The organism is Streptomyces incanus (genome assembly GCF_042656345.1).
In the GTDB taxonomy this organism is placed as follows: domain Bacteria; phylum Actinomycetota; class Actinomycetes; order Streptomycetales; family Streptomycetaceae; genus Streptomyces; species Streptomyces incanus.
Map to the genome: position 1 here is coordinate 342,293 of NZ_JBHSPC010000015.1, position 26,998 is coordinate 369,290.

Sequence of the window (26,998 nt, forward strand, 5' to 3'; positions counted from 1 at the left end):
TTCTGGGACCGTAGTCGATCTACTACAGCGGCTTCGCGTAGCAGAGGCTGCTGTCGTGGAAGCGGTAGTAGCCGAACTTCTCGCAGGGCTCGTAGCCGCTGGAGGTGTAGAGGGCGACGGCCTCCGGTTGCTGGGTGCCGGTCTCCAGGACCATGCGGAGGCGGCCGGCCGCGCGGGCGTCCTCCTCCAGGACGGCCAGTATGCGGCGGGCCAGGCCCCGGCCGCGCATCCCCTCGGCCACGTACATCCGCTTCAGCTCGGCGTCCCCGTCGCGGTTGCCCTCGCCGTTGGTGTTCTGGACGCGCCAGCCGCCGGAGGCGACGGGGGTGTCGTTCTCGTCGTAGGCGAGCAGGTAGACGCCGTTCGGTGGGCGGAAGTCCGCGGGGTCCATGGGGGTGGCGTCGCCGCCGTCGCCGTAGCGGACGTGGTACTCGGCCTGGACCTCGTCGTTCAGCTTGACGGCGTCGGGGTGGTCGTAGGAGACGCGGCGGATATTCATGCGCAGTAAAGTATATCAATCCGGGAGGGGTGGAGGATCCGTTTTTCGGACCCCGTCCAGTGTGCCGGTATCGTGCCCTGATGCTCACTGTGACTTCCGTCAACGTCAACGGACTGCGTGCCGCCGCGAAGAAGGGCTTCGTGGAGTGGCTGGAGCAGACCTCCGCCGATGTGGTGTGTCTGCAGGAGGTGCGCGCGGAGCCGCAGCAGCTGCCCGAGCACGTCCGCGAGCCCGAGGGGTGGCATGTGGTGCACGCGCCCGCCGCGGCGAAGGGGCGCGCGGGGGTCTCGCTGTACACGCGGCGTGCGCCCGATCGCGTCCAGGTCGGCTTCGGGTCGGCCGAGTTCGACGGCAGCGGGCGGTACGTGGAGGTGGACCTGCCCGGGGTCACCGTCGCCTCGCTCTACCTGCCCTCCGGTGAGGTCGGCACCGAGCGGCAGGACGAGAAGATCCGCTTCATGGGGGAGTTCCTCGCCTATCTGAAGGGCCTGCGGGAGCGGGCCGCCGCCGACGGCCGGGAGGTCGTGGTGTGCGGGGACTGGAACATCGCGCACCAGCAGGCCGACCTGAAGAACTGGCGCGGCAACACCAAGAACTCCGGGTTCCTGCCGGAGGAACGGGAGTGGCTCTCTCGCGTCCTCGATCCGGCCGAGGGCGGGTACGTGGACGTCGTCCGGGCGCTGCATCCGGGTGTCGACGGGCCGTACTCGTGGTGGTCGTACCGGGGGCGGGCCTTCGACAACGACGCGGGCTGGCGCATCGACCTCGCCGTGGCCACGCCCGGGCTCGCCGCCCGCGCGGTCGAGGGCCACGTGGAACGCGCGGCCACGCACGCCGAACGCTGGTCGGACCACGCGCCGGTGACGGTGGTGTTCCGGCCCCGGGACTGAGGCGCCAGCCCGGTGGGGTGGTGCGCCGGTGTTCCGGCCTCGGGGCTGACGCCCGGTGGGGTGGTGTGCCGCGGGCACGCCTCGCGGGCGGAGTGCCACCGGGTCCCGGCCGCTGCCGGGGCCCCGGGCGCCGGCCCGCCGTGGTGGTCAGCTTCCGTCGGGCGGTGGGGGCAGGATGCGGCAGAGGGCGTCGAGCGCCGCCCCGAAGCCGTGGTCGGGAGGGGCGGCATAGCCGACGACCAGGCCGTCGTGCGCGGGCATGGTGGCGGCCGGATGCCGGAAGCCGGCGAGCCCGTCCACGGCGATGCGCTCCCGGGCCGCGGCCCCGGTCACCGACCGCTCGGTGCCGGGCGGCAGGCCCAGCACCGCGTGCAGCCCGGCGGCGACGCCCGTGAGGGCGATGTGCGGCGCGCAGTGGGCGAGAAGGTCGACGAGACGGTCCCTGCGGTCCCGGTAACGCTGCCGGGTCCGGCGGATGTGCCGGTCGTAGTGGCCCGACTCGATGAAATCGGCGAGCGTCAACTGGTCCGTGACACCGGCCCACGCCTCGCGCTCGCCCTTGACGCGCAGGACGGGCTCCACCAGGTGGTCCGGCAGGACCATCCACCCCAGCCTCAGTGCGGGGGAGAGGCTCTTGCTGAGCGAGCCCAGGTACACGACACGCTGCGGATCGAGACCCTGGACGGCACCCACCGGCTCCCGGTCGTAGCGGAACTCCCCGTCGTAGTCGTCCTCCAGCAGCAGGCCCCCGCTCCCGCGCGCCCAGTCCACCGCGGCGGCCCGCCGCTCGGAGTGGAGCGGCCCTCCCGTCGGGAACTGGTGGGCGGGGGTGAGCAGCGCCGTCCGTACGCCCTTCAGCGCGGACAGCTCCGTGGTGCGCGCCCCGTGTTCGTCCAGCGTCAGAGGCACGGTCCGGACGCGCGCGGCCTGCAGGACCGACCGGTGGAAGGGCAGCCCGTAGGACTCCACCGCCAGGGGGCCGCGCAGCACCTTCCCGTCGAAGAGAAGCCGTAGGGCGGGTGCGAAACCGGAGCAGACGACGATGGTCTCGGGGCTGGTGCGCACGCCTCGCGCGCGTGCCAGGTACTCGGCGAGGGCGCGTCGCAACTCGGGCCGGCCGCGGGGGTCACCGGGCCCGAACGCCTCGTGGGGCGCCGCGTTCAGCGCCCGCCGCGCGGCAGCCAGCCAGGCCGTACGGGGGAAGGACGCGGCGTCCGGCAGGCCTTGCCGCAGGTTGTGGGCGGGCGGCTCCGGACGTGCCGGCGACGGGTGGGGCAACCGCGGGGAACCGACCGGCTTCGCTCTGGGGGCCACCCGTGTCCCCGACCCCTGGCGGGCGACCAGCCAGCCCTCGGCGACGAGTTCGGCGTAGGCCTCGGCGACGGTGTTGCGGGCCAGACCGAGGTCGGCGGCGAGCGACCGGTAGGGAGGGAGCCGGGCGCCCGGGGCCAGCCGTCCGTCCCCTATCGCCTCGCGCAGCGCGCGACCGAGCGCGGCACGGCGGCCACCGCCTCCGGTCATGTCCGGGTTCAGGTCCAAGTGCAGGTCGCTGCCGATGCGTTCGGCTGGATTGACCCATGAATCAGCCACGGGAATGCACCCTACACAGGGTCTTTCGGGTGCGTAGCGTGGTGGTCATGAGGGACGGGGGGCCGGCGTGAGGCCGGGATCCGGACACGGCCCGGACACGGCCCGGGGGCGACCCGGGCGGACCCGCTTCCCGCAGTTCACCGACCGACCGCATCCGAGGAGAACCTCATGAACGCGTCCGCCCGACCCGTCCTCGTCCGTGCCGGTTCCGCCGAGACGTTGCAGGACGGGGCCACCAGTCTCATCACGCTGCTCGCCGACTCCGACCGGACCCAGGGGGCGTTGACGGCCAACCGGGCCGGTCTGCGCAAGGGGTCGCCGGGCGCTCCCGCCCACTTCCACACCAAGGCGACCGAGATGTTCTTCGTGCTCGGCGGCAGCCTGCGGGTGCTGCTGGGCGACCGGATCGTCACCCTGGAAACCGGCGACTTCGTGACGGTGCCGCCGCGGCTGCCGCACGCTTTCGCTCCGGCCCGGGGCGAGGAGGCCGACGTGCTGGTCGCCTTCACCCCCGGTATGGACCGCTTCGACTACTACCGTCTGCTGGAGCGGGTCCACCAGGGGGAGGCCACCGTCGAGGACATCAAGGCCAGTTCCGAGCAGTACGACAACCATTACTACGCCAGTTCCCTCTGGGAGGCAGAGCTGGCCGGCGACTGACCGGCGACTGGCCGGCGGCCGGCTGCCAGCCGTCAGTCCTGCTTGCGCAGGCGGCGGTCCATCGCCAGGGAGAGTTCCGCGTCGACCACGCTGCGGGCCAGGGGGCGCAGGCGGTGCACGGCCTCCTCGGGGGCGTGGCGCAGGATCAGTTCGGCGAAGAGGTCGGCCATGGCATCGGTGTGGGTGCGAACCTCCCGGCCCGCGCGCAGCACCTCCGCGAGCGGGATGCCCTCGCGGACCAGGGCGGACGAGACGTCCAGCAGGCGGCGGCTGATGTGGACGATCTCCTCGCCGTCGGTGCCGAGGTAACCGAGGTCCATCGCGGCGGCGAGGTTCTCCGGGGTGACCTCGCCGGTGAAATGGTCGGCGAGTTCCTCGGGGGTGAGGCGGACCGGGGTCTCCTCGGTGGGGGTGTCCATGCCGAGGAGCTCCCCGACGTCGCGGCCGTGGTCGAAGGCCTCGGCCAGTTCCGCTATGCCGTTCAGGGTGTGGCCGCGTTCCAGCAGCGCCGTGATCGTGTTCAGCCGGGCCAGGTGGTGGTCGTCGTACCACGCTATGCGGCCCTCGCGGCGGGGCGACGGTATCAGCTTGCGCTCGCGGTAGAAGCGCAGCGTGCGCACCGTGATGCCGGCCAGCCGGGCCAGCTCCTCCATGCGGTACTCGCGCCGCTCGCCCCTGGGTTCCGCTTCCTCTGCCACGGCAGCAGCCTAGGGCGTACCGGCGGTAACTTTCCTTGCGTACCCCCTACCCATCAGTAGGTGACTGTCCTACTCTCCCCATTGCGCCAGTGGTCACTGGCGAGGTTCTCGGCGGCGGCAAGGGCTGGAGGCTTCGGGATGGCCGAGCACGAACACGAGCACATACGGGTCGCGGTGGTGGGGGCCGGGTTCGGCGGACTGGGGGCCGCCGTACGGCTGAGGCGCGAGGGGATCACCGACTTCGTCGTCCTGGAGCGGGCCGGCAGCGTCGGCGGGACCTGGCGGGACAACAGTTATCCGGGGTGCGCGTGCGACGTGCCGTCCCATCTGTACTCGTTCTCCTTCGCGCCCCACCCCGAGTGGCCGCGTTCCTTCTCCGGGCAGGAGCACATCCGCGCCTACCTCGAGCACGTCACCGACGTCTTCGGGCTGCGCCCGCACATCCGCTTCGACTCGGAGGTGAAGCGGATGCTGTGGGACCCGGAGCGGCTGCGCTGGGACATCGAGACCAGCAGCGGCAGTTTCAGCGCGGATGTGGTCGTCTCCGCCACCGGCCCGCTGTCCGATCCGAAGACCCCGGACATCCCGGGGCTCGACACCTTCCCCGGCAAGGTCTTCCACTCCGCCCGCTGGGACCACGACCACGACCTGCGCGGCAAGCGGGTCGCCATGGTCGGCACGGGCGCGTCGGCCATCCAGATCGTGCCGTCCGTCCAGCCGCTCGTCTCCCGGCTGACCCTCTTCCAGCGCACCCCGCCCTGGGTCCTGCCCCGCCTCGACCGGGCCATCGGCGGCGCCGAGCGGGCCGTGCACCGGGCGCTGCCCTTCACCACCCGGCTGCGCCGCGGACTGCTGTGGGGCGTACGGGAACTGCAGGTCCAGGCGTTCACCAAGCACCCGGGCGAGCTGGGCTTCGTGGAGCGGTTGGCCAAGCGCAACATGGCCCGCGCCATCAAGGACCCCGCCCTGCGCGCCCGGCTCACCCCCGACTACCGCATCGGCTGCAAACGCATCCTGCTGTCCAGCACGTACTATCCGGCGCTCGCGCAGCCCAACGTCGAGGTCGTCGACGGTGGACTGAGCGAGGTCCGGGGGTCGACGGTCGTGGCGGCCGACGGGACCGAGGCCGAGGTCGACGTCATCGTGTTCGGGACCGGGTTCCACGTGACCGACATGCCCATCGCCGAGCGGGTCGTCGGCGTGGAGGGAAAGACCCTCGCCGAGACCTGGACGGGCGGCATGGAGGCGCTGCGCGGTGCCTCGGCCGCCGGGTTCCCCAACTTCATGACGCTCATCGGGCCCAACACCGGCCTCGGGAACTCCTCCATGATCCTCATGATCGAGTCCCAGCTGAACTACCTGGCCGACTACCTCCGCCAACTCGACGTCCTCGGCGGCCGGGTCGCCCTCGACGCCCGCAGGAGCGCCGTCCGCGTCTGGAACCACCGGGTGCAGGAGCGGATGAAGCGCACGGTGTGGAACACCGGCGGCTGCACCAGCTGGTACCTGGACGCAGGCGGCCGCAACACCACCGTCTGGCCGGGCACGACCGGCGAGTTCCGGCGGGCCACCCGGCGCGTGGACCTCGCCGAGTACGCCATCCTGCGGGCGCCCTCCGGCAAGAAGACCGCCGGCACCAGGAACACCGCCGACACCAGGAACACCGCCGACACCAGGAACACCGCCCAGGACACCACTGCCCCGGGCGCCACTGTCCGGGGCGCCACTGTCCGGGACACCGCCACTCAGGGCGCCGCCGCCCAGGGCACCACGGAGGTCTCCGCGTGAGCCGGCCGGGGCATGTCTCCGCCGGGCCCTATGCCCCGCCCGTCCCCGCCCGCGAACTCACCGCCGTCTCCGCCGACGGCACCCGGCTGCATGTCGAGCTGCACGGGCCCGACGGGGCGCCCGCGGTCGTCCTCGCCCACGGCTGGACCTGCTCGACCGCCTTCTGGGCGGCCCAGATCCGCGAACTCGCCGCCGACCACCGGGTGATCGCCTACGACCAACGCGGCCACGGACGCACCCCCGCGAGCGGGAGCTGCAGTACCGACGCGCTCGCCGACGACCTGGAAGCCGTCCTGACCGCCACGCTCGCCCCCGGCGAACAGGCCGTGATCGCCGGGCACTCCATGGGCGGCATGACGGTGATGGCCGCGTCCGGCCGACCCGCCTTCGTCGAGCACGCGGGGGCCGTACTGCTGTGCAGCACCGGCAGTTCGCGGCTGGTCGACGAGTCGACGGTGCTCCCGATCCCGCCGGGGCGAGTACGGACCTGGCTGGTCCGGCGTGTCCTCGGCTCCCGAGCCCCGCTCGGACCCGTCACGCCACTCGGCAGCCGCATCCTCAAGTACGCCACGATGGGCCCCGGTTCGGCGCCGCACATGGTCGAGGCGTGCGCCCGTATCGTGCACGCCTGCCCGCGCACGGTCCGCCGGTCCTGGTCGCACGTGCTCGGTCTGCTCGATCTCGACCACAGGGTGGGGGAGTTGCGGGTACCGACGGCCGTCGTCGTCGGTACCGCGGACCGGCTCACCCCGCCGGTGCACGCGCGGACGATCGCCTCCCGACTGCCGCACTGTCTCGGGCTCACGGAACTGCCCGGCATCGGCCACATGACGCCCGTGGAGGCGCCCGGACCGGTCACCGGGCGGATCCGGGAACTCGTCGCCGCCCACATACCCGCGGCACCTGCCGCACCCGCGGTACCCGTCACACCCGCCGAGGAGCGCGCATGAGTGGACAGCGCACGAGCAGGGGCCGTCTCGAAGGACAGGTCGCCGTCGTCACCGGAGCGGCCCGCGGGGTGGGGGAGTTGCTCGCCCGCAAGCTCTCCGCGCGCGGGGTGAAGGTGGCACTGGTCGGGCTGGAACCGGACGCGCTCAAGCAGGTGTCGGCGCGGTTGTACTGCGACAGCGACCACTGGCACGCCGACGTCACCGACCACGAGGCGATGACCCTGGTCGCGGCGGAGGTGAAGGAGCGGTTCGGGCGGGTCGACACCGTGATCGCCAACGCCGGTGTGGCGAACGGCGGTCCGTTCGCCGACTCCGACCCGGAGTCCTGGCGGCGCGTCATCGAGGTCAACCTGATCGGATCGGCGGTCACCGCCCGCGCGTTCCTGCCGCTGCTGACCGAGAGCCGCGGCTACCTGCTCCAGATCGCCTCGCTCGCCGCGATCACCCCGGCCCCGATGATGACCGCGTACTGCGCGTCCAAGTCCGGTGTGGAGGCGTACGCGCACAGTCTGCGGGCCGAGGTCGGACACCTGGGTGTGCGGGTCGGCGTCGGCTATCTGTCGTGGACCGACACGGACATGGTGCGCGGGGCCGACCAGGACGCGGTGATGCGGGAGCTCAGGCAGCGGCTGCCGTGGCCGACGAACAAGACGTACCCGCTGGGCCCCGCGGTGGACCGGATGGTGGCCGGGATCGAGCGGCGCTCCAGCCATGTGTACGGGCAGTGGTGGCTGCGGGGGATGCAGGGCGTACGCGGTTACCTGCCCGGCGTGATCGGCACCGCCGGACAGTGGGAGGTGCGGCGGTTCGCGGACCGGTTCGCCGGCATGCGGACGGGGCTGGTCGGAGCCGGCGGCAACGCCGACGAACAGCACCGGACCGGGCTCGGAACGGCGCCGGACCGTGCGGGAACAGCGCCGGGAGCGGGAGCAACGCCGGGAACAACGCCGGGACCTGCGGGAACGATCCCCGAACACGCTGCGTGAGTGATCGACATGCGCAGGGTGACCGCCCGTGTGAATCTGGTCGAGCAACAGCCCCCACACCCCAACGGGAGTGAACCCACATGGGTATGAAGGACCAGTTCCAGGACAAGGCCGAGCAGATGAAGGAGCAGGCCAAGAAGAAGATGGGCGAGGCAGGGGAGCAGTCCCAAAAGCGCGGCCGCGGCCGTGAGGAGGACTCGGGCAACCCGCAGCAGCGCCGGCGGCAGCAGGAGTCCGAGGAGCGCCGTCACCAGGACTACGACGCCTGACGTGACGTCGTGACGTACTGAAGCGGGAAGGGGGCGCCTCCATGGGAGGCGTCCCCTCTCATGTCGCCCTCGGCGGCAGCTTCGGGCGGGAGCGGTCGGGGACGTCGCTGTAGGTCGGGGGAGTGGCCGGGGGCTCGGACTCCAGGAGTTGCAGGGCCAGTCGGACCGCGTCGTCCAGTACGGCGTGCCGGCCCTCCGCCCAGTCCAGCGGGGTGCGCAGTGCCTCCAGGTCGGGGGTGACGCCCTTGTTCTCCACCGACCAGCCGTACGCGTCGAACCAGGCCGCGTTCATCGGCACCGTGATCACCGTGCCGTCCACCAGCTGGTGCCGGCCGGTCATGCCGACCACCCCGCCCCAGGTGCGCTGCCCGACCACCGGCCCCAGCCTCAGCAGCTTGAACGCGGCCGTGATCATGTCGCCGTCGGAGCTGGTCGCCTCGTCCGCGAGGGCCACCACCGGCCCGCGCGGGGCGTTGGCCGCGTACGACACGGGCTGGGCGTCGCGGGTGAGGTCCCAGCCGAGGATGGTGCGGGTCAGTGTCTCCACGACGAGTTCGCTGATGTGGCCGCCGGCGTTGCCCCGCACGTCCACGAGCAGGGCCGGGCGGGACACCTCCATGCGCAGGTCGCGGTTGAACTGGGCCCAGCCCGAGCCGCCCATGTCGGGGATGTGCAGATAGCCGCACCGGCCGCCGCTCAACTCCCGCACCACGAGACGCCGTTTGGCCACCCAGTCCTGGTAGCGCAGCGGGCGCTCGTCGATCAGCGGGACCACGGCGACCCTGCGGGGCGGGCCCGCGCCCTCGGCCGGGGTGAACGTCAGTTCCACCGTCGTACCGCCCGCCCCCGCGAGCAGCGGGTAGGGCCCGGTGAGCGGGTCCACCGGGCGGCCGTCGACATGGGTGAGGACGGCGCCCTCGCGGATGCCGGTGCCGGCCAGCGGGGAACGGGCCCTTGAGTCCGAGGAGTCGCCGGGCAGGATCCGCCGGATCGTCCAACCATGCTCGCGCGGCACGAGGTTGGCGCCGAGGAAGCCTTGGCGGCGCTGGTAGTGCGGCGGGCCCTCGTTGCGGCGGGCGGCGGTGACGTAGGCGTGGGAGGTACCGAGCTCGCCGAGGAGTTCGCGCAGAAGGTCCGCGAACTCGTCGGGGGAGGCGACCCGTTCGACCAGCGGGCGGTACTGGGCGAGCACCGCGTCCCAGTCGATGCCGCACATACCGGGGTCCCAGAAGTAGGACCGGATCAGCCGCCCGGCCTCCTCGTACGCCTGCCGCCACTCGGCTCCCGGGTCGGCCTCGTGCAGGATGCGGCGGACGTCGATCCACACGGTGGAGTCGCTGTCGCCCGGCTCGGTCGCGGGCACCGCGCGCGGCTCGCCCTCGTCCGCGACGACCAGCCGGGTGCCGTCGCCGCTGACCGCGAAGAAGTCGAGGTGCTCGACGAGTTCGGACTTCTTCGCCCTGCTGATGTTGAAGTGCTCCAGCGTCGGCCGGCCGCTGGTGTCGTCCGGGTTGGCGAAGGTCTCGCCGAGCGCGCCCGAGATCGGCCAGCGCAGCCAGACCAGCCCGCCGCCCGCGACCGGGTGCAGCGCCGAGTACTTGGAGGCGGCGACCGGGAAGGGGGTGACCCTGTTCTCCAGGCCCTCGGTCTCGACGGCCACCGCGCCGCTGTCGCCGATGTCCTCGGTGTCGTCGGCCTCCACCGGGTCGAGGCCCCCGGCGGCCGGCCGGCCCTCGGGGCTGAGAGCGAAGGGGGAGGGGGTCGCCGAGGACAGCGGCACCAGGTACGGGCGGCACCCCAGCGGGAAGGACAGGTCGCCGGTGTGCACGTCGTACACCGGGTCGAAGCCGCGCCAGGACAGGAAGGCCAGGTAGCGGCCGTCCCGGGTGAAGACCGGATTCTCGTCCTCGAAGCGGCCGTTGGTGACGTCGATGACCAGCCGGTCCTTCATCCGGGCCAGTTTGATCTGCCGCAGCGACCGCCCGATGCCGGGATGCGACCAGGTGAGCCATCCGCCGTCGGGCGAGAACGCGAGGTCGCGCACAGGGCCGTTGATGGACCGGATCAGCTCGGTGACCTGGTTGTCGGGGGCCGCCCCGCCGTCGGAACCTTCGCCGGAGCCACCGCCGTCACCGCCCTCGGAGTTCCCGCCCTCGGAGTTCCCGGTCTCGGCCTCCGCCTCGGTCTCGGCCTCCGCCTCGATCTCCGCCTCGATCCCCTCGCCGGTGTCGACGAGGAGCAGGCGCCCGTCGTGGGAGGCGACGGCCAGCCGCCCGCCGTCCGGGTCGGCGACCATCTCCAGTACCCGGCCCAGCCTCCCCGAGGCCAGCCGCCGTGCGGGGCGCTGACCGCTCGCCCGGGGCAGGGAGGCGATCTCGATGGCGTCCTCGTCGTCGGCGTCCGTCACGTACGCCACTTGGCCGCCCGCGCCGAGCATCTCCGGCAGCCGTACCCGTACGCCCGGGGTGTCCGTGAGGGTGCGGGCGGGGCCGTCGCGGTGGGTGAGCCAGTACAGGCTGCCGCGTACGACGACGGCGCTGGCCCGGCCCGTCTCGTCCACGGAGATGCCGTTCAGGTGGTGGGCGGCGGGCACCTGGTAGCGTCGCCGCCCCGCACGCGGCCCGCTCAGCCTGACGTCGAGCCGGCGCGGCACGGAGCCCGGGGACAGGTCGTCGACGATCCACAGGTCACCGGCGCACTGGTAGACGACCCGGGTGCCGTCGCTGGACGCGTGGCGGGCGTAGAACGCGTCGTGATCGGTGTGACGGCGCAGGTCGGAGCCGTCGTACGCCACGGAGTACAGGTTGCCGACGCCCTCGTGGTCGGAGAGGAAGGCGACCCGGCCGCCGACGAACATCGGGGAGTGCAGATGCCCGTCGATGCCACCGGTCCCGCCGGCCCCCTCGACGGCCTCTTCCGTTCCGTTCGCCGTTCCGTCCGCCGTTCCGCCGAGCAGCCGCCGTCCGTGCAGCCACAGCCTGCCCGTCGCCCCGCCCCGGTAGCGCTTCCAGGAGGCCGGTTCGTGCGGCGGGGTGCCGGTGAGCAGCAGGGTCTGCCGTTCCCCGCCGACGTCGGCGACCTGGAGGTCGGTCACCGGGCCCCAGGGCAGTTTGCGGCCCGGACTGCCGTCGGGGGAGAGCTTGTAGGCCCAGGTGAAGTACGAGAACGGCTCGCCGTGCGAGGCGACGGCGAGGATCTCGGCGTCCACGTCCCCGTTCGAGGGGGCCCAGCCGCAGACCCGGGTGTCGGCGGTGCCCCAGTAGGTGAGCCGGCGTCCGGGGCCGCCGTCCACCGGGACCAGGTGGACCTCGGGGGCGAGGCTGCGCCAGCTCGTGTACGCGATGTGGCGGCCGTCGGGGGAGAAGCGGGGGTGGCCGAGTTTGGCGCGGTCGACGGTGAGCCGCCAGGCCCGGCCGCCCGGGACGTCGAGCGGGGCGAGCCAGAGGTCGTCCTCGGCCACGAAGCACAGCAGGTCACCGTTGAGGTGGGGCAGGCGTAGATAGCTCACCATTCCATGCTTTTCCGGGGGGCGGACCGCAGCAACTCGTGCGAAGCCGCGACGAATCCTCGGACGTGACCCAGTGCACGTACGAAACGGTTTCGTTCTCATAGAGTCTCGGGTACATTCGTCATGTACGAATCCGCGCACGAGGTCGCGTACGAAACCGCGTACGCGACGGCAGACGTACGGCACCATGTGTACGGACGCGTGTCGTGTGACGCGGCGATACCCCTGACGGGGACACGAAGGAGCGGGAGGTGAGCGGGATGACCGAGGTCGCGACCGTGCGGCGCAGCCGGATCACCCCCGAGCGCGAGGCCGAGCTGTACGCGGCCGTGCTCGACCTGCTCCGCGAGGTCGGGTACGACGCCCTCACCATGGACGCCGTGGCCGCCCGCACCCGGTCCAGCAAGGCCACCCTCTACCGCCAGTGGGGCGGCAAGGCCGAGCTGGTGGTGAGAGCCATGCGGGCTCAGAAGCCCGGTGTCATCAGTGACATCGACACCGGTTCCCTCCAGGGCGACCTGCACAGCCTCATCGGCCAGGACGACTGTGCCATGGAGCAGAACGCCGCCCTGATGCGGGCGCTCGCCATGGCAGTGCACACGAACGACGACCTGCGGCGGGCGTTCAAGGCCCTGCTCGTGGAGCCCGAGGTCGCGGAGTTCCAGGGGATCGTCCGGCGCGCGGTCGAGCGCGGCGAGGTCCCGGCGGACAACCCGGCGTTGGACTACATGGTGCACATGCTCGTCGGTGCGTTCGCCACACGGGCGCTGATCGACGACCAGCCGCCCACGCGGGAGTTCCTCACCTCGTACATCGACGCCGTGGTGCTCCCCGCCCTCGGCGTGTCCCCTCGCTGACCGGCGCAACCCGGCGGTCGGCGATCACCACCCGCACCACCTGTCCCACCCCCCACCTCGGCACCACCCTTCCCACCACCCCACCTGACGGACGCCACCGCTCACGTCGTCGGGCTGACCTCCCCTGCCCTGAAGAATCCACGACCTGACCGGGAGTACTCCCTCGTGGCCACTTTGCTCTACCGACTCGGCCGTTTCGCCTTCAGGCGACGGCACTTCGTAGCCCTGTTCTGGGTGGCGCTGCTGGCGCTCGCGGGCGTCGGCGCGGCCGGCGCACCCGCCGCCGGCAACACCTCGTTCTCCATCCCCGGCACCGAGGCCCAGAAAGCCTTCGACGTGCTGGAAGAACGTTTCCCCGGCGCCCGTGCCGACGGAGCGACCGCACGCGTCGTCTTCAAGGCGCCCGCCGGCGAGAAGATGACCGACGCCGGCAACAGGGCGATCGTCCAGGACACCGTCGAGGAACTCTCCGACGGCTCCGAGGTCGCCCGCGTCACCGACCCGTACCAGGGCGGAGGCGTCAGCAAGGACGGCACCGTCGCCTACGCCTCGGTGAGCTACCAGGTCTCCGGCATGGAGCTGGAGGACTCCTCGCGCGACTCCCTCGAGGCCGCCGCCGAGGGGGCCCGCGACGCCGGCCTGACCGTGGAGATCGGCGGTGACGCGCTCCAGGCCGTCCCGGAGACCGGTGCCACCGAGATCATCGGTATCGGTGTAGCCGCGGTCGTCCTGGTCATCACCTTCGGCTCGCTGGTCGCGGCCGGTCTGCCCCTGCTCACCGCACTCATCGGGGTCGGCATCGGCGTCGCGAGCATCACCGCGCTGGCCTCGACGCTCGAACTCGGCTCCACCACGTCCATCCTGGCCACGATGATCGGCCTCGCCGTCGGCATCGACTACGCACTGTTCATCGTCTCCCGCTACCGCGCCGAACTGGCCGAGGGCCGGGAACGCGAGGACGCGGCGGGGCGCGCCGTCGGCACCGCGGGCTCCGCCGTCGTCTTCGCCGGCCTCACGGTCGTCATCGCTCTCGTCGGCCTGTCGGTCGTCAACATCCCGATGCTCACCAAGATGGGCATCGCCGCCGCCGGCACGGTCGCCATCGCCGTCCTGATCGCCCTCACCATGGTCCCGGCGCTGCTCGGGTACGCGGGCCGCAGGGTCCGCGCGGTCGGCGAGAAGGGCAAGCCGCGCGGGCGCAAGGACGAGGAGAAGGGGGACGGGACGGCGAAGGAGAACGCGCAACGCCCGAACATGGGCACCCGCTGGGCGAGCTTCGTCGTGCGGCGCCCCGTGGCCGTCCTCCTGCTCGGCGTCGTCGGCCTCGGCGCGGCGGCCATACCGGCGTCCTCCCTGGAACTGGGCCTGCCCGACGACGGCTCGCAGCCGACGTCCACCACCCAGCGCCGCGCCTACGACCTGCTCTCCGAAGGCTTCGGCCCCGGATTCAACGGCCCGCTCGTCGTCGTGGTCGACGCCAAGGACAGCGACGACCCGGACGCCGTCTTCCGGCAGACCGGCGACGACATCAAGGCGCTCGACGACGTCGTCTCGGTGAGCCCCGCGGCACCCAACAAGGCCGGTGACACGGCGACGATCACCGTCGTCCCGGAATCCAAGCCCTCGTCCGTGGCGACCGAGGACCTGGTCCACGACATCCGGGACGCCGGGGCGGACATCAAGGCCGACACCGGAGCGGAGGTCCTGGTCACCGGTGCCACGGCGATGAACATCGACGTGTCGCAGAAGCTCAACGACGCGCTCCTCCCGTACCTGACCCTGGTCGTCGGGCTGGCGTTCCTGCTGCTGATCGTGGTCTTCCGGTCGATCCTGGTCCCGCTCAAGGCGGCCCTCGGATTCCTCCTCTCGGTGATGGCCGCGCTGGGCGCCGTGGTCGCGGTCTTCCAGTGGGGCTGGCTGTCCGGCCTGACGGGCGTGGAGGAGACCGGCCCGGTCATGTCGATGATGCCGATCTTCATGGTCGGCGTGGTCTTCGGACTGGCCATGGACTACGAGGTGTTCCTCGTGACCCGGATGCGGGAGGCCTACGTCCACGGCGAGAAGCCGGGCCAGGCCGTGGTGACCGGCTTCCAGCACAGCGCCCGTGTGGTGAGCGCGGCTGCGGTGATCATGATGGCGGTCTTCGCCGGCTTCATCGGTTCCAGCGAGTCGATGGTCAAGATGATCGGCTTCGGCCTCGCCATCGCCGTCTTCTTCGACGCGTTCGTCGTCCGCATGGCGATCGTGCCGGCGGTACTGGCCCTGCTGGGCAACAAGGCCTGGTGGCTCCCGAAGTGGCTGGACCGCGCCCTGCCCAACGTGGACGTCGAGGGCGAGGGTCTGCGCACCGACGCCGACGCCGGGAAGAAGGGCGGCAGCCCGGACGACGACCGGGACCTGGTCCGCGTCTGACAGCCGCACCACACCGCAGAACCAGCCGGTGAGGGCCCCGTGGGGACGGGGAGCCCTCACCGGCTTCCCCGTGTGCCCACCGGCCGGGCCGATGGGGCCGCCCGCCCCGCATCCAGGCCGTCACCGCGCCCCGCATGACGACAGCGACCCCAGACTCCGACGGCTCCACAGCGCCTCCCCGCTTCGCCGACGTCCTGCGGGAGAGGGGGCTCGCGGACGTCATCGGTCGGTCATCGGTCAGGTCCGACGCTTCCCCGACGGGGCCCGCACCGCCACGGAGGCCGCCGCCGGGAGCGCCCTGTCGTGCGCGGGACTGACCGGTGTCGCCCTGTGGGGGCCGCACGGGCACCGGCCCGACCGGGCGGCGACCGGGGCGGTGCCGGCGACCGGGCCGGCCATCGCCGCGTACACGGTTGTCTTGAACGGGGTTCGCCGACCCCGGGGAACGGGCAGAAGCGGCCCCACCCCGCGAACGGTCGGACGACCGGTCACCCGGACCCCCGACGGCCCCTTCTCGCCGGCCGCGCTGGTGCGCGGACCACCCACCGGCCCGCCGCTCGCACACCCGGCAGAGCCACTTCTCACCGTTTCGGCGGGGCCGGAACTTCCCGGCGGAGACACACGGTCGTCGACGCCCTCGGCGTGCGCGCCTTTGGCTCCTCCCCCGGCTGCGTCGCCTGGTTGACGGCCGTCCAGGGCACGGTGATCCCGGCGTACGCGCTTCGGAACCGGCGAGGCGAAACGGCCGCGCTGCTGCGCCAGCACGCCGCCCCGGACTCCTCGGCGCCGCCCTTTCCGTCGCCGCGTACGCCCTCGTCCTGCTGGTCCAGACCCGCGCCGCCCTCGCCCCGTTCGCCGCCCTGCGGGAGTCCTCGGTCATCGCGGGAGCCGGCATCGGGGCGCTGTTCTTCCGGGAGCGGTTCGGTGTTCCGCGTCTCGCGGGGGCCGGGCTGCTGGTCGTCGGGAGCGGGTTGATGCTGCGCTCGGGACAGGGGCGGCGGCGTGAGCATGGGCGGTCATGTTGTCCGGAGTGGCCTCAAACGAGCGGGCCGTGAGCACTTTCCGGAGAAGTGCTCACGGTTTCCAGGGAGAGGCCACGCCGCGGCGCGCGGGATGCGGCGGGCAACGGCCGGGTGCGGTCGGGCAGAGGGAGGAGCACCCTGGAATCAGGACTTTCCGGAGGTGACTGTCATGACGCACACCATGCGCACCACCGTGGGGTGGCACGTCGAGATGGAGTTCATGGAGGACGGCCAGCACACGCGGGCGGCGGCGCTGGTGCGCCTGCCCGACGGGACCGAGGTGCGGGGCCACGGGCACGCGAGCCGGCACCGGGTCGACGAGAACCAGCCCAGGGTCGGGGAGGAGGTCGCCGGTGCCAGGGCGCTCAACGAGCTGGCGATGCAGCTGCTGACCAAGGCGCACGACGAGATCGACGCGAGCTCGGGCCGGACCTCGCACCCGATCCATGTGTGAGCGTCCCGAACCGGCGACGAGACATGAGCGACCCGGTACGCGCGACGGCGCGTGAGCGACTTCGCACGGGTGATGGCCGCGTGAGTGGGACGAGGTACGCGCGGTCCCGTACGGGCGGCGATTTACGAGCTAGCCGAGGACGACCGAGCGCACCGCCCGTACCAGGGCCTGGGCCCGGGGGTCCGACGTCACGCTCGTGCGGAAGCCGTTGGTGACGTAGCCGAAGGCGATGCCCGCCTCCGGGTCGGCGAAGCCGAGGGAGCCGCCGCGGCCGGGGTGGCCGAAGGAGCCCGGGGCCAGGAAGGGCGACGCGCTGCCGTGCAGCATGTAGCCGAGGCCGAAGCGGGTGCCGACGATCAGGACGCGGTCCGGGCCCGCCGACTCCTCGGCGCGGGCCGCGTTCGACGGTGGCCGGGTCGAAGAGGCGTACGCCGTCGACCCGCCCGATGAGCGAGGCGTAGAAGCGGGCCAGTCCGTCCGCCGTCGCGATGCCGTTGGCCGCGGGGTGGGGCACCGCGCGGAACTCCGGGTCGTTGTGGTCCGGGAACGGGTCGATCGCGGCGAAGGTCCGGCGGGTGACGGAGGCGGGGTCGTCGTAGGCCTCGGTGACCGAGCGCTTGGGGCGGGCGCGCAGCGCGCCGGACGGCTCGGGCCCCTCGACCGGGCCGACCCTGCCCACCCGGCCGGCCTCCGCGTCCGGCAGGCCCAGCCAGAAGTCCAGCCCGAGGGGAGCGGCGATCCGCTCCGCGATCCACTCGCCGGCGCCCCGGCCCGACACCCGTCGTACCAGCTCGTCCAGCAGCCAGCCGTAGGTGAGGGCGTGGTAGCCGTGGTCCGTGCCCGGCTCCCACACGGGTGCCTGGGCGGCGACGGCCTCGGCGCCCCGCAGCGGGTCGAGCACCTCCCGCGGGGTCAGCGGGCGGTCGAGGAGAGGAAGCCCGGCCCGGTGGTTCAGTAGGTGCCGGACCAGCACCCGTTCCTTGCCCCGGGCCTTGAACTCGGGCCAGTAGTGGCCGACGGGCGCGTCCAGGTCCAGCTCTCCGTACTGGTGCAGCAGCAGGGGCACGGCGGCGGCGACGCCCTTGGTCGCGGAGCGGACGACCTGCGCCGTGCCCCGCTGCCACGGCTCGGCGCCGGCGCCGTCGGCACCGCCGTCGACGTCCTTCGTGCCGGCCCACAGGTCGACGACCCGCTGCCCGTCCCGGTACACGGTGACGGCCGCGCCCCGGTCCCCGAGCGTCTCGAAGTTCCGGACGAACGCTTCCCGGACCGGTTCGAAGCCCTCGGCCACTGTGCCGTGCACATCCACGCCCACGTCCGTCGGTCCCTTCCACGCGCCTGCAACAGTGGGTGCAACCGCCGCCGTCCGCCTGCGATTCCTGGGCCGTGCTAGCCGAGCACGATCGTTACGTCGATGTTGCCGCGCGTGGCGTTGGAGTACGGGCAGGCCCGATGGGCCGCGTCCACCAGCTTGGTCGCGAGGTCGGGGTCGAGAACCGGGAGGGAGACGCTCAGGGCGACCGCGAGGCCGTAGCCGCGCTGCTTGTTGGGGCCGATGCCGACCTTCGCGGCGACGGTGGAGCCGGTGAGGTCGTAGCCGGCGCGGTTGCCCACGAGGATGAGCGCGTTGTGGAAGCAGGAGCTGAAACCGGCCGCGAACAGCTGCTCCGGGTTGGTGCCGTTGCCGTCGCCGCCCAGCACGGGGGGCATCGCGACCTTCAGGGCGAGGTGGCCGTCCTGGCTGGTGACATAGCCGTTCCGGCCGCCGTGCGCGGTGGCCTCGGCGACGTACATGATCTTCGTCGGGCGGGTGTCGGTGGCGACAGCGGTGTCGTCAGTCATGGCTGGGCCTTCCCCGGATCAGGTGTGCGCAAATGCATCGTGCACAAGGTACTGGCCGGTAGTAAGTCGCTGCCGTCAGGGGGTAGTTACCGGAGGTAACTCATGGTCGGCGGGACCGCTCCGCCGCCGCCTCCGCCCGCCGGGCCAGTTGCCGCAGCTCCTCACGCAGTCTCACGGCCTCGGCACCCTTGAGCCCGGTCGCCGCGAGCAACGCGCCGGGCACCCGGGCCGCGCGCTCCCGCAGTTCCTCCGCGCGTCCGGTGCACGCGATCAGCACCGAGCGCTCGTCGTGCGCCGCCCGCTCTCGGCGGACCAGACCCGCGCCCTCCAGCCGTTTCAGCAGGGGTGACATCGTGCCGTAGTCGAGACGCAGGGCCGACGCCAGCTCCTTGACCGTCGCCTCACCCCGCTCCCACAGCACCAGCAGCACCAGATACTGCGGATACGTCAGGCCCAGCTCGTCGAGGAGCGGGCGGTACGCGGCTGTCACCGTGCGCTGGGCGGCGTACAGCGCGAAGCACAACTGTTCGTCCAGCAGCAGCGAGCCCTCGGTCTCCTCGTTCGTCACGCGCCCATTGTCACGGACGGCCTGGAGGCACGGACGGCCGGGCGTCAAGGACGGCCGGGCGTCAAGGACGGCCTGGAGGCACGGACGGCCTGGAGGCACGGACGGCCTGGAGGCACGGACGGCCTGGAGGCACGGACGGCCGGGCGTCAAGGACGGCCTGGAGGCACGGACGGCCGGGCGTCAAGGACGGCCTGGAGGCACGGACGGCCGGGCGTCAAGGACGGCCTGGAGGCACGGACGGCCTGGAGGCACGGACGCCCGGGCGTCGAGGATGGCCGGGCGTCGCGGACGGCCGCGTGTCACGGCCGGCCGGGCGTGGCCGCCACCGACCGTGGGTCGAAACCGAAGGGCAGTTCCAGGCGGTGTGCGCGCATCAGGGCGTCGTCGGCGAGCAGGCCGGCGGTGGGGCCGTCCGCGGCGATGACGCCGTCGCTGAGGATCAGGGCGCGCGGGCACAGTTCCAGGGCGTACGGCAGATCGTGGGTGACCATCAGGACGGTCACGTCCAGCGAGCGCAGGATGTCGGCCAGTTCGCGGCGGGAGGCGGGGTCCAGGTTGGAGGACGGCTCGTCCAGGACCAGGATCTCCGGCTCCATCGCCAGCACCGTCGCCACGGCCACCCGCCGGCGCTGGCCGAAGGAGAGGTGGTGCGGGGGCCGGTCCTTGAACCCGGCCATGCCGACCAGGGCCAGTGCCCGGTCGACCCGCTCCTCCAGCTCTGTGCCCCTGAGCCCGGCCGCCGCCGGACCGAACGCCACGTCCTCCCGCACGGTCGGCATGAAGAGCTGGTCGTCCGGGTCCTGGAAGACGATGCCGACCCGGCGCCGGATCTCGGCCATGTGCCGCTTGCCGACGGGCAGTCCGGCGACGGTGACGGTGCCGGTTCCGCCGGTCAGGATGCCGTTGAGGTGCAGCACCAGGGTCGTCTTGCCGGCGCCGTTCGGGCCGAGCAGCGCGACCCGCTCGCCGCGCGCGATCGAGAAGCCGACGCCGAACAGGGCCTGGTGGCCGTCCGGGTAGGCGAAGGCGAGGCCGGAGACCTCCAGAGAAACTGTCACAGCATCCATCCCAGTACGCAGACGACGAGGGCGGCGGACGGGAGGGCCAGCGCGTACGACCACTGTGCCCGGGACCCGGTCACTTCGTCGATGACCGGCATCGAACCGGAGTAGCCGCGGCTGATCATGGCCAGGTGCACCCGCTCGCCGCGTTCGTAGGAGCGGATGAACAGTGCGCCCGCCGACTTCGCCAGCACACCCCAGTGCCGGACACCGCGCGTCTCGAATCCGCGGGACTCACGGGCGATCCGCATGCGCCGCATCTCGTCGGTGATCACGTCGCCGTACCGGATCATGAACGAGGCGATCTGTACCAGCAGCGGCGGCAGCCGCAGGTGCTGCAGGCCGAGGAGCAGCTCGCGCAGCTCGGTCGTCGCGGCCAGCAGGACGGAGGCGGCGACGCCCAGGGTGCCCTTGGCCAGCACGTTCCAGGCGCCCCAGAGCCCGTTGACGCTCAGCGACAGTCCGAGCACGTCGATCCGCTCGCCCTCCGCCACGAACGGCATGAGCACCGCGAAGGCGACGAACGGCACCTCGATCAGCAGCCGTCCGAGGACGAACCCGGCCGGAACGCGGGCTGCGTACGCGACAAGGCCGAGCAGCACGGCGTACACCCCGAACGCCCACATCGCCTCGCGCGGGGTGGACACCACGACCACCACGAAGGCGAGGACCGCGGCGAGCTTGGCGTGCGGTGGCAGGGCGTGCACGGGGGAGTGTCCGTGCCGGTACAGCCGGTGGGTGTGGCCGGCGCCCATGTCAGGCGCTCGTGTCGGTGTTCGTGTTCGCCGGCGAGGTCGCGTCGGCCTCCTCGCCCGCGCGCCGCCTGCGGACCACCCAGAAGACGCCGGTGCCCGCGACGACCGTGACACCGACGCCGATCACGCCCGCGAGTCCGCCGGAGATCCGGGCGTCGTCGACGTCCTTGACGCCGTAGTCGGCGAGCGGGGAGCCGGCGGCGTCGTGCTCCTCGGCCTTCTTGTCGATGCCGTGGTCGGTGGCGACCCTCTCCAGACCGTCCGGGTCGGCGGATGCGTAGAAGCTGACGAATCCGGCGAGAACCAGGGAGGTGACCAGACCGCCGATCCAGACCCTGCGCGGGGATCGCGCGGCGGTCGGGGCCCGCCGCGGTTCGGCTTCGGGTCCGGCTGCCGGGGCGTCGACCAGTGCGCCGTCCACCCGCAGCTGGAGCCTCCGCTCCAGTCCGCGCGCCCCGTACACCAGGTCCGGGCGGACGGCGAGGACGGCACTGACGGTCATGGCCGTGATCACGGCCTCGCCGAGGCCGATCAGGAGGTGGACGCCCACCATGGCGGTGGCGACCCTGCCGATCGCGACATCGGTGGTGCCTCCGATCGCGTAGATCAGGGTGAAGGCGAGCGCGGAGGCCGGGACCGAGACCAGGGCGGCGACGAAGGACGCCGCGGTCACCGACCGGCGAGTGCGCGGCAGCACCTTCACCAGCCCGCGGAACAGCGTGTACGCGACGGCCGTCGTGACGATCGCCATGCAGGTGATGTTCACGCCGAGCGCGGTCAGGCCACCGTCGGCGAAGAGGATCGCCTGCGTCAGGAGGACGACGGAGACACACAGGACCCCTGCCCAGGGGCCCACGAGTATCGCGGCGAGCGCGCCGCCGAGCAGATGGCCGCTGGTGCCTCCCGCTACGGGGAAGTTCAGCATCTGCACGGCGAAGATGAACGCCGCCACCAGGCCGGCCAGCGGCGCCGCCCGTTCGCCCCCGAGCTCGCGGCGCGCGCCGCGCAGGCTGACCGCCACGGCGCCGGCGGCGACCACGGCGGTGGCGGCGGACACGGGAGCGTTGATGAAGCCGTCAGGAACATGCACTGTCCGATGATGCTCGCTCCTGCAACAGACTTGCAAGAGCGCGTATGCCGCCTTGTCGCATGCGTGGCAGGTTCCCTACGGAGAGTGGGATTCCGGAATCCGTGCGACATTGGAGCAGGGGCGGGTACACGGCTTTCGTACAGGTAGCGCACCGTAAGGGGCCACTCATGAACGTAGTCGAGCAGTACGCACGCGCCCAGATCGTCACGGACGCGGACGCCCCCCGGGCCATGGACCGGGGAGCGGTGCCGGTCAGGCTGAGTTACGACCCCGAGCGCGACCCCCGGACCGTGCGGGTGAGGCTGACCGGTGCCCCCGCTCGCGAGTGGACCCTCCCCCGTGACCTGCTCGAACACGGGCTGCGCGCCCCCGTGGGCAGCGGTGACGTGCAGGTGTGGCCGTGCGGCCGGGTGCAGACGGTCGTGGAGTTCCACTCGGCGCAGGGGGTGTCGGTGGTGCAGTTCGAGACGAAGGCACTGACGCGGTTCCTGCGGCGTACATACGTGGCCGCGGCAGCCGTCGAACCGGTCCCGCACTGACGGACGGCCCCGCTGATCCGGGAGAGATCCGGGAGGGATCCGGGAGAGATCCGGGAGCCGGCCCCCCGGATCGGTTGCTGATCGGTCGTCGATCAGTCGCCGAGCTTCAGCAGGCTCGCCACGATCGGGCCCGCCGTGGAGCCGCCGTGGCCGCCTTCCTGGACGACGCCCGCCGCGGCGAGGTCCCCGCGGTACGCGGTGAACCAGCCGTTGGGCTTCTTCTGCCCGTCGACCTCGGCCGAGCCGGTCTTCGCGCCCTTGTCGCCGCTGACCCCCGCCATCGCCTTCGCCGCGGTGCCGCTGGTCGCCGTGTACGACATCAGCTGCCGCAACTGCGTCACGGTCTGGGCCGACATGGTGCGCGAGGCGGTGGCCAGCTTCCGGCCGTCCACCTCCGGCGACACCAGGTACGGCTGGTGGAACTCGCCCGCCTTGACGGTCGCCGACACCGACGCCATGTTCAGCGGGTTCATCCGCACGCCGCCCTGGCCGATCAGGGAAGCGGCCATGGGGGCGTCCTTCTGCACCGGCACCGAGCCGTCGAAGGACGAGACCCCGATCTGCCAGTCGTCGCGCGAGAGCCCGAAGACCTGCTGGGCCTGCCGGGTCAGGTCGTCGTCCTTCAGCTCGGGCGCCTGGCTGATGAAGGCGGTGTTGCAGGAGGCGCCGAAGCTGTCGCGGAACGTACCGCCCTTGATCTCGAACTTGTCGAGGTTCTGGAACTTCCAGCCGCCGTAGCTGGAGTACTTCGGGCACGGGTGCTTCTCGTCGATGGACGCGAGGCCCTTCTCGATCAGCAGCGAGGCGGTGAGCACCTTCATCGTCGAACCCGGGGCCAGCGAACCCTGGAACGCGGTGTTGAACCCGCGCGAGGCGTTCGCGGCGGCGAGGATCTCACCGGTCGACGCACGCATCACCACCACCGACGACTTGGCCTTCTCGGCCACCTGCTCCTCGGCCGCCGCCTGGAGCTTGGGGTCCAGCGTGGTCCTCACCGTGCCGGGGGTGCCCTCGCTCAGCTCCAGCACGGTCTTGTCGGATATCTCCGCCTTCTCGGACTCCTTGCCGCGCACGACCCGCAGCTCGATGCCTGCCTCGCCGCCCGCCGTCTTCCCGTACTTCTCGCGCAGCCCGTCGAGGACCGGACCCAGGGACGGGTAGGCCTTGGTGGTCAGCGCGCCGCCGTCCCGGTCCAGCGCCTTGATCGGCGGGGTGTCCGTTTCGCCCGTGACCAGCTTGTCGCCGTCCTTGAGGTCGGGGTGCACGACCGCGGGCTGCCACGCGACCCGCGGCTCGCCGTCCCCGTCCCGGCGTACGACGGTCAGCTTGCTGTCGTACGCCAGCGGCTCGGTGATCTCCTCGTACGCCACCGTGCCCTTGACGGAGAACGGGACCTTGTCGCCGGTGCGGGCGCCGGCGGTGAGGGCGACGTCCTCGACGCGGGCGTCCTTGGCGTAGCCGGTGAGCAGGGCGGTGGCCGCCTCCGGGTCGTCGGTGGCGTCGGCGGCCTCGCTCACCCTGCCCTGCTGCCAGGCGGTGAGGAAGCGGTCGGCCGCGGCGGTGACCTCGGCGGCGGACAGCGGGCCGCTCTTGGCCTTGGCCTGCTGGGTGGCCGATGTCCGGGGGTCGCCCCCGGTTCCGGACCCGCCCCCGAAGAGCGCGTAGGCACCGAATCCGGCACCCCCGACGACGACGGCGATCACCCCGCCGAGCACGGCGGGGTTGGTCTTCCGTCGCTCGGCGACGCGCCTTCTGTTGCCCACAGCTGTCCGATCCTCCGCAAAGTCCGCCGGGCCGCCGGCCGCACTGTCGTGCTGTTATAGCGTGTCGTCATATGGTCATACCAGACCGATGGTCGTCCGGTGCCCCAGGTCAATGACGGCCACCAGCCTAGAGTCCCGTCTTCCGCGCGTCGCGGTCAGCCGCCCGCTCGTAGCACAGCTGCGACAATCGGACCGGCCGCGTCGCCACCGTGGCCGCCCTGCTGGGTCATGGCCGCCGCCGCGACGTCGCCCCGGAAGCCGGTGAACCAGCTGTCGGAGGTGGCGTTGCCGTCGACCTCGGCGGAGCCGGTCTTCGCGCCGATGTCGCCGCCGAGACCGGACATGGCCTGCGCGGCGGTGCCCTGGGTGGCCGTCAGGCGCATCATCTGCTTCAACTGGCTCGCGGTGCCCGCCGGCAGGCCCTTCGCCTGCGCCAGCTGCCGGCCGTCGAGCTCCGGGGAGACGAGGTACGGCTGACGGAAGGTACCGGTGATGGCGGTGGCCGTCACCGACGCCATGTTCAGCGGGTTCATCTGCACCTGGCCCTGGCCGATGGCGTTCGCCGCGCGGTCCGGGCCGCTGACGGCGGGGACGCTGCCGTCGAAGGAGACGACGCCGGTCGCCCAGTCGTCCCGGCCGAGCCCGAACCGCTCCTGCACCTCCTGGGTGAGCGAGGCGTCGGTCAGCGGCTCCTCGTCGATGAGCTTGATGAAGGCCGTGTTGCAGGAGCGCAGGAAGCTGTTGGCGAGGGTGGCGCCCTCGTTCGGCTCCATGCCGGTGAGGTTCTTGAAGGTCTGGCTCTGCCAGGTCGCGGTGGGCGGGCAGGGGGCCGGGCCGTTCATCGAGGCGACACCGTTGTCGATGAGCATGGCCGCGGTGATGATCTTCATGGTGGAGCCGGGGGCGACCCGGCCCTGGAGCGCCGCGTCGAACCCGTCCTCGCGGTGGTTGGCCACGGCCAGCACCTCGCCGGTGCTCGGCTGCACGGCCACCACCGACGACTCGGCGAACTCCTTCACCGCCTTCTCGGCGGCGGCCTGCACCCCGGCGCTGAGCGTCGTACGCAGTGTGCCGGGCTCGCCCTTCGCGAGCGTCACCAGCGTGGAGTCGGCCGCGCCCGCCTCGCCTGCGGCACCTTCGGCATGCTGGATCGTCAGCTCGACGCCGGGGCTGCCGCCCGCCTTGTCGCCGTACTTCTCGCGCAGGGTGTCCAGGATCGGGCCGAGCGAGGGGTACGCCTCCTCCGTCAGCACCGTGCCGTCGCGGTCCACGGCCTCGATCGGCGGCTGCGCGGCCTCCCCGGTGACGAGGGTGTCGCCGTCCTTGAGGTCCGGATGGACGACGGACGGCTCCCAGTCGACCAGCGCCCGCCCGGTGGTCTGCCCGCGCACGACGGTCAACTCGCTCTTGTAGGAGAGCGGTTCGGACTTCCCCTTGTACGAGACGGTCGCCTTCACGCTGAACGGCACGGTGGTGCCGACGGGGGTCCCGGGCGTGATCTCGACGTCGGCTATGCGGGCCTCCTCGCCGTAGGCCGCCAGCAGCGGGCCGGCGCCCTCGGCGTTGTTCGTGTACGACGCCGCCTGTGCCGCCTCCCCCTTCTCCCAGGCCGCGAAGAACGTCCCGCTCGCCTTCTCGACCTCCCCCTTGTCCGGCGGCCCGGACTTCTTCGTCACGGCCGTGTCCGAACCGCCGCCGCCCACGTCGCCGTTCACCGCCGACACGATGGTGTAGACCCCGTACCCGGCTCCGCCCACCATCACCGCGAACACACCACCGATGACGGCGGTCTTGACCCCCTTGCCCATCGGGCGCTTCCCTCCCCGCCGGACTTCCCACGCCTTCTGAACGTGTTCAGAAAGTTCGGCGAGTGAGCACTCTACGCACAAGGAGTGACGGCAGGGGCGACTGTTTCCCTTTGTTGTCCGAAAGGAGATCGAGCCCGACCGCCACCCCTCACGGCCGGCTCAACCTCGAACGGCAGACGGAGAGTTCCACCCCGGGGTGCGCCGTATGCCCCGCCTCGTACCGCTTCCCCGGTCGGCCCGTTCCGGCTTCCCACCGAGTGCCGCGCGCAGCCGGGCCGGTGAGCCGGTCGCAGGCATCGGCGTCGGCGTCGGCAAGCCCATCGGCGGGTCAGGACCGCGGCGGGTGTGGGCCGGTGGCGCGGGTGAGGAGGCCGACGACCGCGTTGGCGTTCTTGCGCAGGACGAGTCATTCGCCGGGGAGCAGGTCCTCGGGATTCAACGGTGCCACTGCCACAGCTTTACCTCCGGGGGCAACCGTGTCAGACATGCAGGTCCGGCCGCATCCGGGTCCGTTGGTCGTCTACGGTCGTGTACATGCAGCCACAGCAGCCCTATCAGGCCCCCGTCCCGCCGCCCCCGCCCGCCCCGCTCACCGCGCCGGCCCGCAGCCGGGGTCTGCTGGTGGCCGCTCTCCTGGTCGGACTGCTGGTGGGTGGCGCAGGCGTGGGCGCGGCCTGGGCGCTGACCGGTGGCCCGTCGGGCGCGGACGGCAGTGCCGGGGACGACGCCCGAGGAGCGTGCGACGCGCTGGCCGGTGTGGACGAGTCGAAGTTCTCGACGGAGGGCAAGGCGGGCGAACTGGCTATGCACCGCTTCGCGGGCGCCTTCGGCCTGTCCGCGGCCGCCGCCGCGGGCGACTCCTCCTACGAGCCGCTCGCGGAGGCCATCAGCCGGGCGAGCAACCGTCGCCTCCAGGTCTTCGAGGTCGACGCCGAGGTGAAGAAGGAGCTGGCCAAGGCCCGCGGAATCTGCGCCGACCTCTGACCCTT

21 protein-coding genes and 4 pseudogenes are annotated in these 26,998 nt (G+C 72.2%); 13 read left to right on the forward strand and 12 right to left on the reverse strand.

Going from position 1 to position 26,998, the window contains the following annotated elements; genetic code table 11:
- Positions 1-22: 22 nt before the first annotated feature.
- Complete coding sequence (locus ACFP2V_RS07500) at positions 23-499, reverse strand: GNAT family N-acetyltransferase (protein ID WP_381207265.1); 477 nt, start codon at positions 497-499, stop codon at positions 23-25.
- Positions 500-579: 80 nt separating this feature from the next.
- Here ACFP2V_RS07500 and ACFP2V_RS07505 point away from each other — a divergent pair, with 80 nt between their 5' ends.
- Positions 580-1,389 (forward strand): exodeoxyribonuclease III, encoded by an 810-nt coding sequence (locus tag ACFP2V_RS07505; RefSeq protein WP_381207268.1) that lies wholly within the window; start codon positions 580-582, stop codon positions 1,387-1,389.
- Between the two features lie 147 nt (positions 1,390-1,536).
- On the opposite strand, the gene pdxR is transcribed toward ACFP2V_RS07505, so the two are convergent.
- Positions 1,537-2,979 (reverse strand): MocR-like pyridoxine biosynthesis transcription factor PdxR, encoded by a 1,443-nt coding sequence (gene pdxR, locus ACFP2V_RS07510; RefSeq protein ID WP_381207271.1) that lies wholly within the window; start codon positions 2,977-2,979, stop codon positions 1,537-1,539.
- Between the two features lie 168 nt (positions 2,980-3,147).
- Here pdxR and ACFP2V_RS07515 point away from each other — a divergent pair, with 168 nt between their 5' ends.
- Positions 3,148-3,639: a cupin domain-containing protein gene (locus tag ACFP2V_RS07515; RefSeq protein ID WP_381207274.1), complete on the forward strand. Its 492-nt coding sequence runs from the start codon at positions 3,148-3,150 to the stop codon at positions 3,637-3,639.
- A gap of 32 nt (positions 3,640-3,671) precedes the next feature.
- On the opposite strand, the gene ACFP2V_RS07520 is transcribed toward ACFP2V_RS07515, so the two are convergent.
- Positions 3,672-4,292, reverse strand: a complete 621-nt coding sequence (locus ACFP2V_RS07520; protein WP_381207566.1) for a MerR family transcriptional regulator — start codon at positions 4,290-4,292, stop codon at positions 3,672-3,674.
- Between the two features lie 183 nt (positions 4,293-4,475).
- On the opposite strand from ACFP2V_RS07520, the gene ACFP2V_RS07525 reads away from it, so the two are divergent.
- The 4 genes and pseudogenes from ACFP2V_RS07525 to ACFP2V_RS07540 all read left to right on the forward strand — a co-directional run bounded on the left by ACFP2V_RS07525 (position 4,476) and on the right by ACFP2V_RS07540 (position 8,330).
- The gene (locus ACFP2V_RS07525; protein WP_381207277.1) at positions 4,476-6,125 is read left to right on the forward strand and encodes a flavin-containing monooxygenase; all 1,650 of its coding nucleotides are present in this window, start codon (positions 4,476-4,478) and stop codon (positions 6,123-6,125) included.
- On the forward strand, positions 6,122-7,075 hold the full coding sequence (locus ACFP2V_RS07530) for an alpha/beta fold hydrolase (protein WP_381207280.1): 954 nt from the start codon (positions 6,122-6,124) through the stop codon (positions 7,073-7,075). Before ACFP2V_RS07525 ends, ACFP2V_RS07530 begins: the two co-directional genes overlap by 4 nt.
- A pseudogene (locus ACFP2V_RS07535) lies at positions 7,072-7,956 on the forward strand (SDR family oxidoreductase); the annotation flags it as partial. The gene ACFP2V_RS07530 and the pseudogene ACFP2V_RS07535, both read left to right, overlap by 4 nt.
- A gap of 185 nt (positions 7,957-8,141) precedes the next feature.
- On the forward strand, positions 8,142-8,330 hold the full coding sequence (locus ACFP2V_RS07540; protein WP_381207283.1) for a hypothetical protein: 189 nt from the start codon (positions 8,142-8,144) through the stop codon (positions 8,328-8,330).
- A gap of 58 nt (positions 8,331-8,388) precedes the next feature.
- Here the strand turns inward: ACFP2V_RS07540 and ACFP2V_RS07545 are convergent, their stop codons facing one another.
- On the reverse strand, positions 8,389-11,838 hold the full coding sequence (locus tag ACFP2V_RS07545) for a S41 family peptidase (protein WP_381207286.1): 3,450 nt from the start codon (positions 11,836-11,838) through the stop codon (positions 8,389-8,391).
- Positions 11,839-12,098: 260 nt separating this feature from the next.
- Between ACFP2V_RS07545 and ACFP2V_RS07550 the strand changes: the two genes are divergently transcribed.
- The 5 genes and pseudogenes from ACFP2V_RS07550 (at position 12,099) to ACFP2V_RS07570 (ending at position 16,583) form a co-directional block, all read left to right on the forward strand.
- Entirely contained in the window at positions 12,099-12,695 is a 597-nt protein-coding gene (locus ACFP2V_RS07550) for a TetR/AcrR family transcriptional regulator (RefSeq protein ID WP_381207569.1), read from the forward strand.
- 165 nt (positions 12,696-12,860) lie between these two features.
- Complete coding sequence (locus tag ACFP2V_RS07555; protein WP_381207289.1) at positions 12,861-15,107, forward strand: MMPL family transporter; 2,247 nt, start codon at positions 12,861-12,863, stop codon at positions 15,105-15,107.
- Positions 15,108-15,387: 280 nt separating this feature from the next.
- Positions 15,388-15,516, forward strand: a pseudogene (locus tag ACFP2V_RS07560) (EamA family transporter); the annotation flags it as partial.
- A gap of 209 nt (positions 15,517-15,725) precedes the next feature.
- Positions 15,726-16,096 (forward strand): annotated as a pseudogene (locus ACFP2V_RS07565) (EamA family transporter); the annotation flags it as partial.
- 202 nt (positions 16,097-16,298) lie between these two features.
- Positions 16,299-16,583, forward strand: a complete 285-nt coding sequence (locus tag ACFP2V_RS07570; protein ID WP_381207292.1) for a DUF1876 domain-containing protein — start codon at positions 16,299-16,301, stop codon at positions 16,581-16,583.
- A 129-nt stretch (positions 16,584-16,712) separates the two neighbouring features.
- On the opposite strand, the pseudogene ACFP2V_RS07575 reads toward ACFP2V_RS07570, so the two are convergent.
- The 6 genes and pseudogenes from ACFP2V_RS07575 to ACFP2V_RS07600 form a co-directional block, all read right to left on the reverse strand.
- Positions 16,713-17,892 (reverse strand): annotated as a pseudogene (locus ACFP2V_RS07575) (serine hydrolase domain-containing protein).
- A gap of 80 nt (positions 17,893-17,972) precedes the next feature.
- A complete protein-coding gene (locus ACFP2V_RS07580; RefSeq protein WP_381207295.1) occupies positions 17,973-18,425 on the reverse strand; it encodes an organic hydroperoxide resistance protein in 453 nt (150 codons plus the stop codon).
- Between the two features lie 100 nt (positions 18,426-18,525).
- Positions 18,526-18,993, reverse strand: a complete 468-nt coding sequence (locus tag ACFP2V_RS07585) for a MarR family winged helix-turn-helix transcriptional regulator (protein ID WP_381207298.1) — start codon at positions 18,991-18,993, stop codon at positions 18,526-18,528.
- Between the two features lie 299 nt (positions 18,994-19,292).
- Positions 19,293-20,060 (reverse strand): energy-coupling factor ABC transporter ATP-binding protein, encoded by a 768-nt coding sequence (locus ACFP2V_RS07590; RefSeq protein ID WP_381207301.1) that lies wholly within the window; start codon positions 20,058-20,060, stop codon positions 19,293-19,295.
- Positions 20,048-20,809, reverse strand: coding sequence for a cobalt ECF transporter T component CbiQ (gene cbiQ, locus ACFP2V_RS07595; protein ID WP_381207304.1), 762 nt, complete (start codon positions 20,807-20,809; stop codon positions 20,048-20,050). Before cbiQ ends, ACFP2V_RS07590 begins: the two co-directional genes overlap by 13 nt.
- Before the next feature lies 1 nt (position 20,810).
- Positions 20,811-21,899 (reverse strand): energy-coupling factor ABC transporter permease, encoded by a 1,089-nt coding sequence (locus tag ACFP2V_RS07600; RefSeq protein ID WP_381207307.1) that lies wholly within the window; start codon positions 21,897-21,899, stop codon positions 20,811-20,813.
- 167 nt (positions 21,900-22,066) lie between these two features.
- On the opposite strand from ACFP2V_RS07600, the gene ACFP2V_RS07605 reads away from it, so the two are divergent.
- Positions 22,067-22,438 (forward strand): SsgA family sporulation/cell division regulator, encoded by a 372-nt coding sequence (locus ACFP2V_RS07605; protein WP_381207310.1) that lies wholly within the window; start codon positions 22,067-22,069, stop codon positions 22,436-22,438.
- 92 nt (positions 22,439-22,530) lie between these two features.
- Here the strand turns inward: ACFP2V_RS07605 and ACFP2V_RS07610 are convergent, their stop codons facing one another.
- Both ACFP2V_RS07610 and ACFP2V_RS07615 read right to left on the reverse strand, forming a co-directional pair.
- Positions 22,531-24,201, reverse strand: a complete 1,671-nt coding sequence (locus ACFP2V_RS07610; protein WP_381207313.1) for a penicillin-binding transpeptidase domain-containing protein — start codon at positions 24,199-24,201, stop codon at positions 22,531-22,533.
- 155 nt (positions 24,202-24,356) lie between these two features.
- On the reverse strand, positions 24,357-26,009 hold the full coding sequence (locus ACFP2V_RS07615; RefSeq protein ID WP_381207315.1) for a penicillin-binding transpeptidase domain-containing protein: 1,653 nt from the start codon (positions 26,007-26,009) through the stop codon (positions 24,357-24,359).
- A 534-nt stretch (positions 26,010-26,543) separates the two neighbouring features.
- Here ACFP2V_RS07615 and ACFP2V_RS07620 point away from each other — a divergent pair.
- Positions 26,544-26,993, forward strand: a complete 450-nt coding sequence (locus ACFP2V_RS07620; RefSeq protein WP_381207318.1) for a hypothetical protein — start codon at positions 26,544-26,546, stop codon at positions 26,991-26,993.
- Positions 26,994-26,998: the final 5 nt, after the last annotated feature.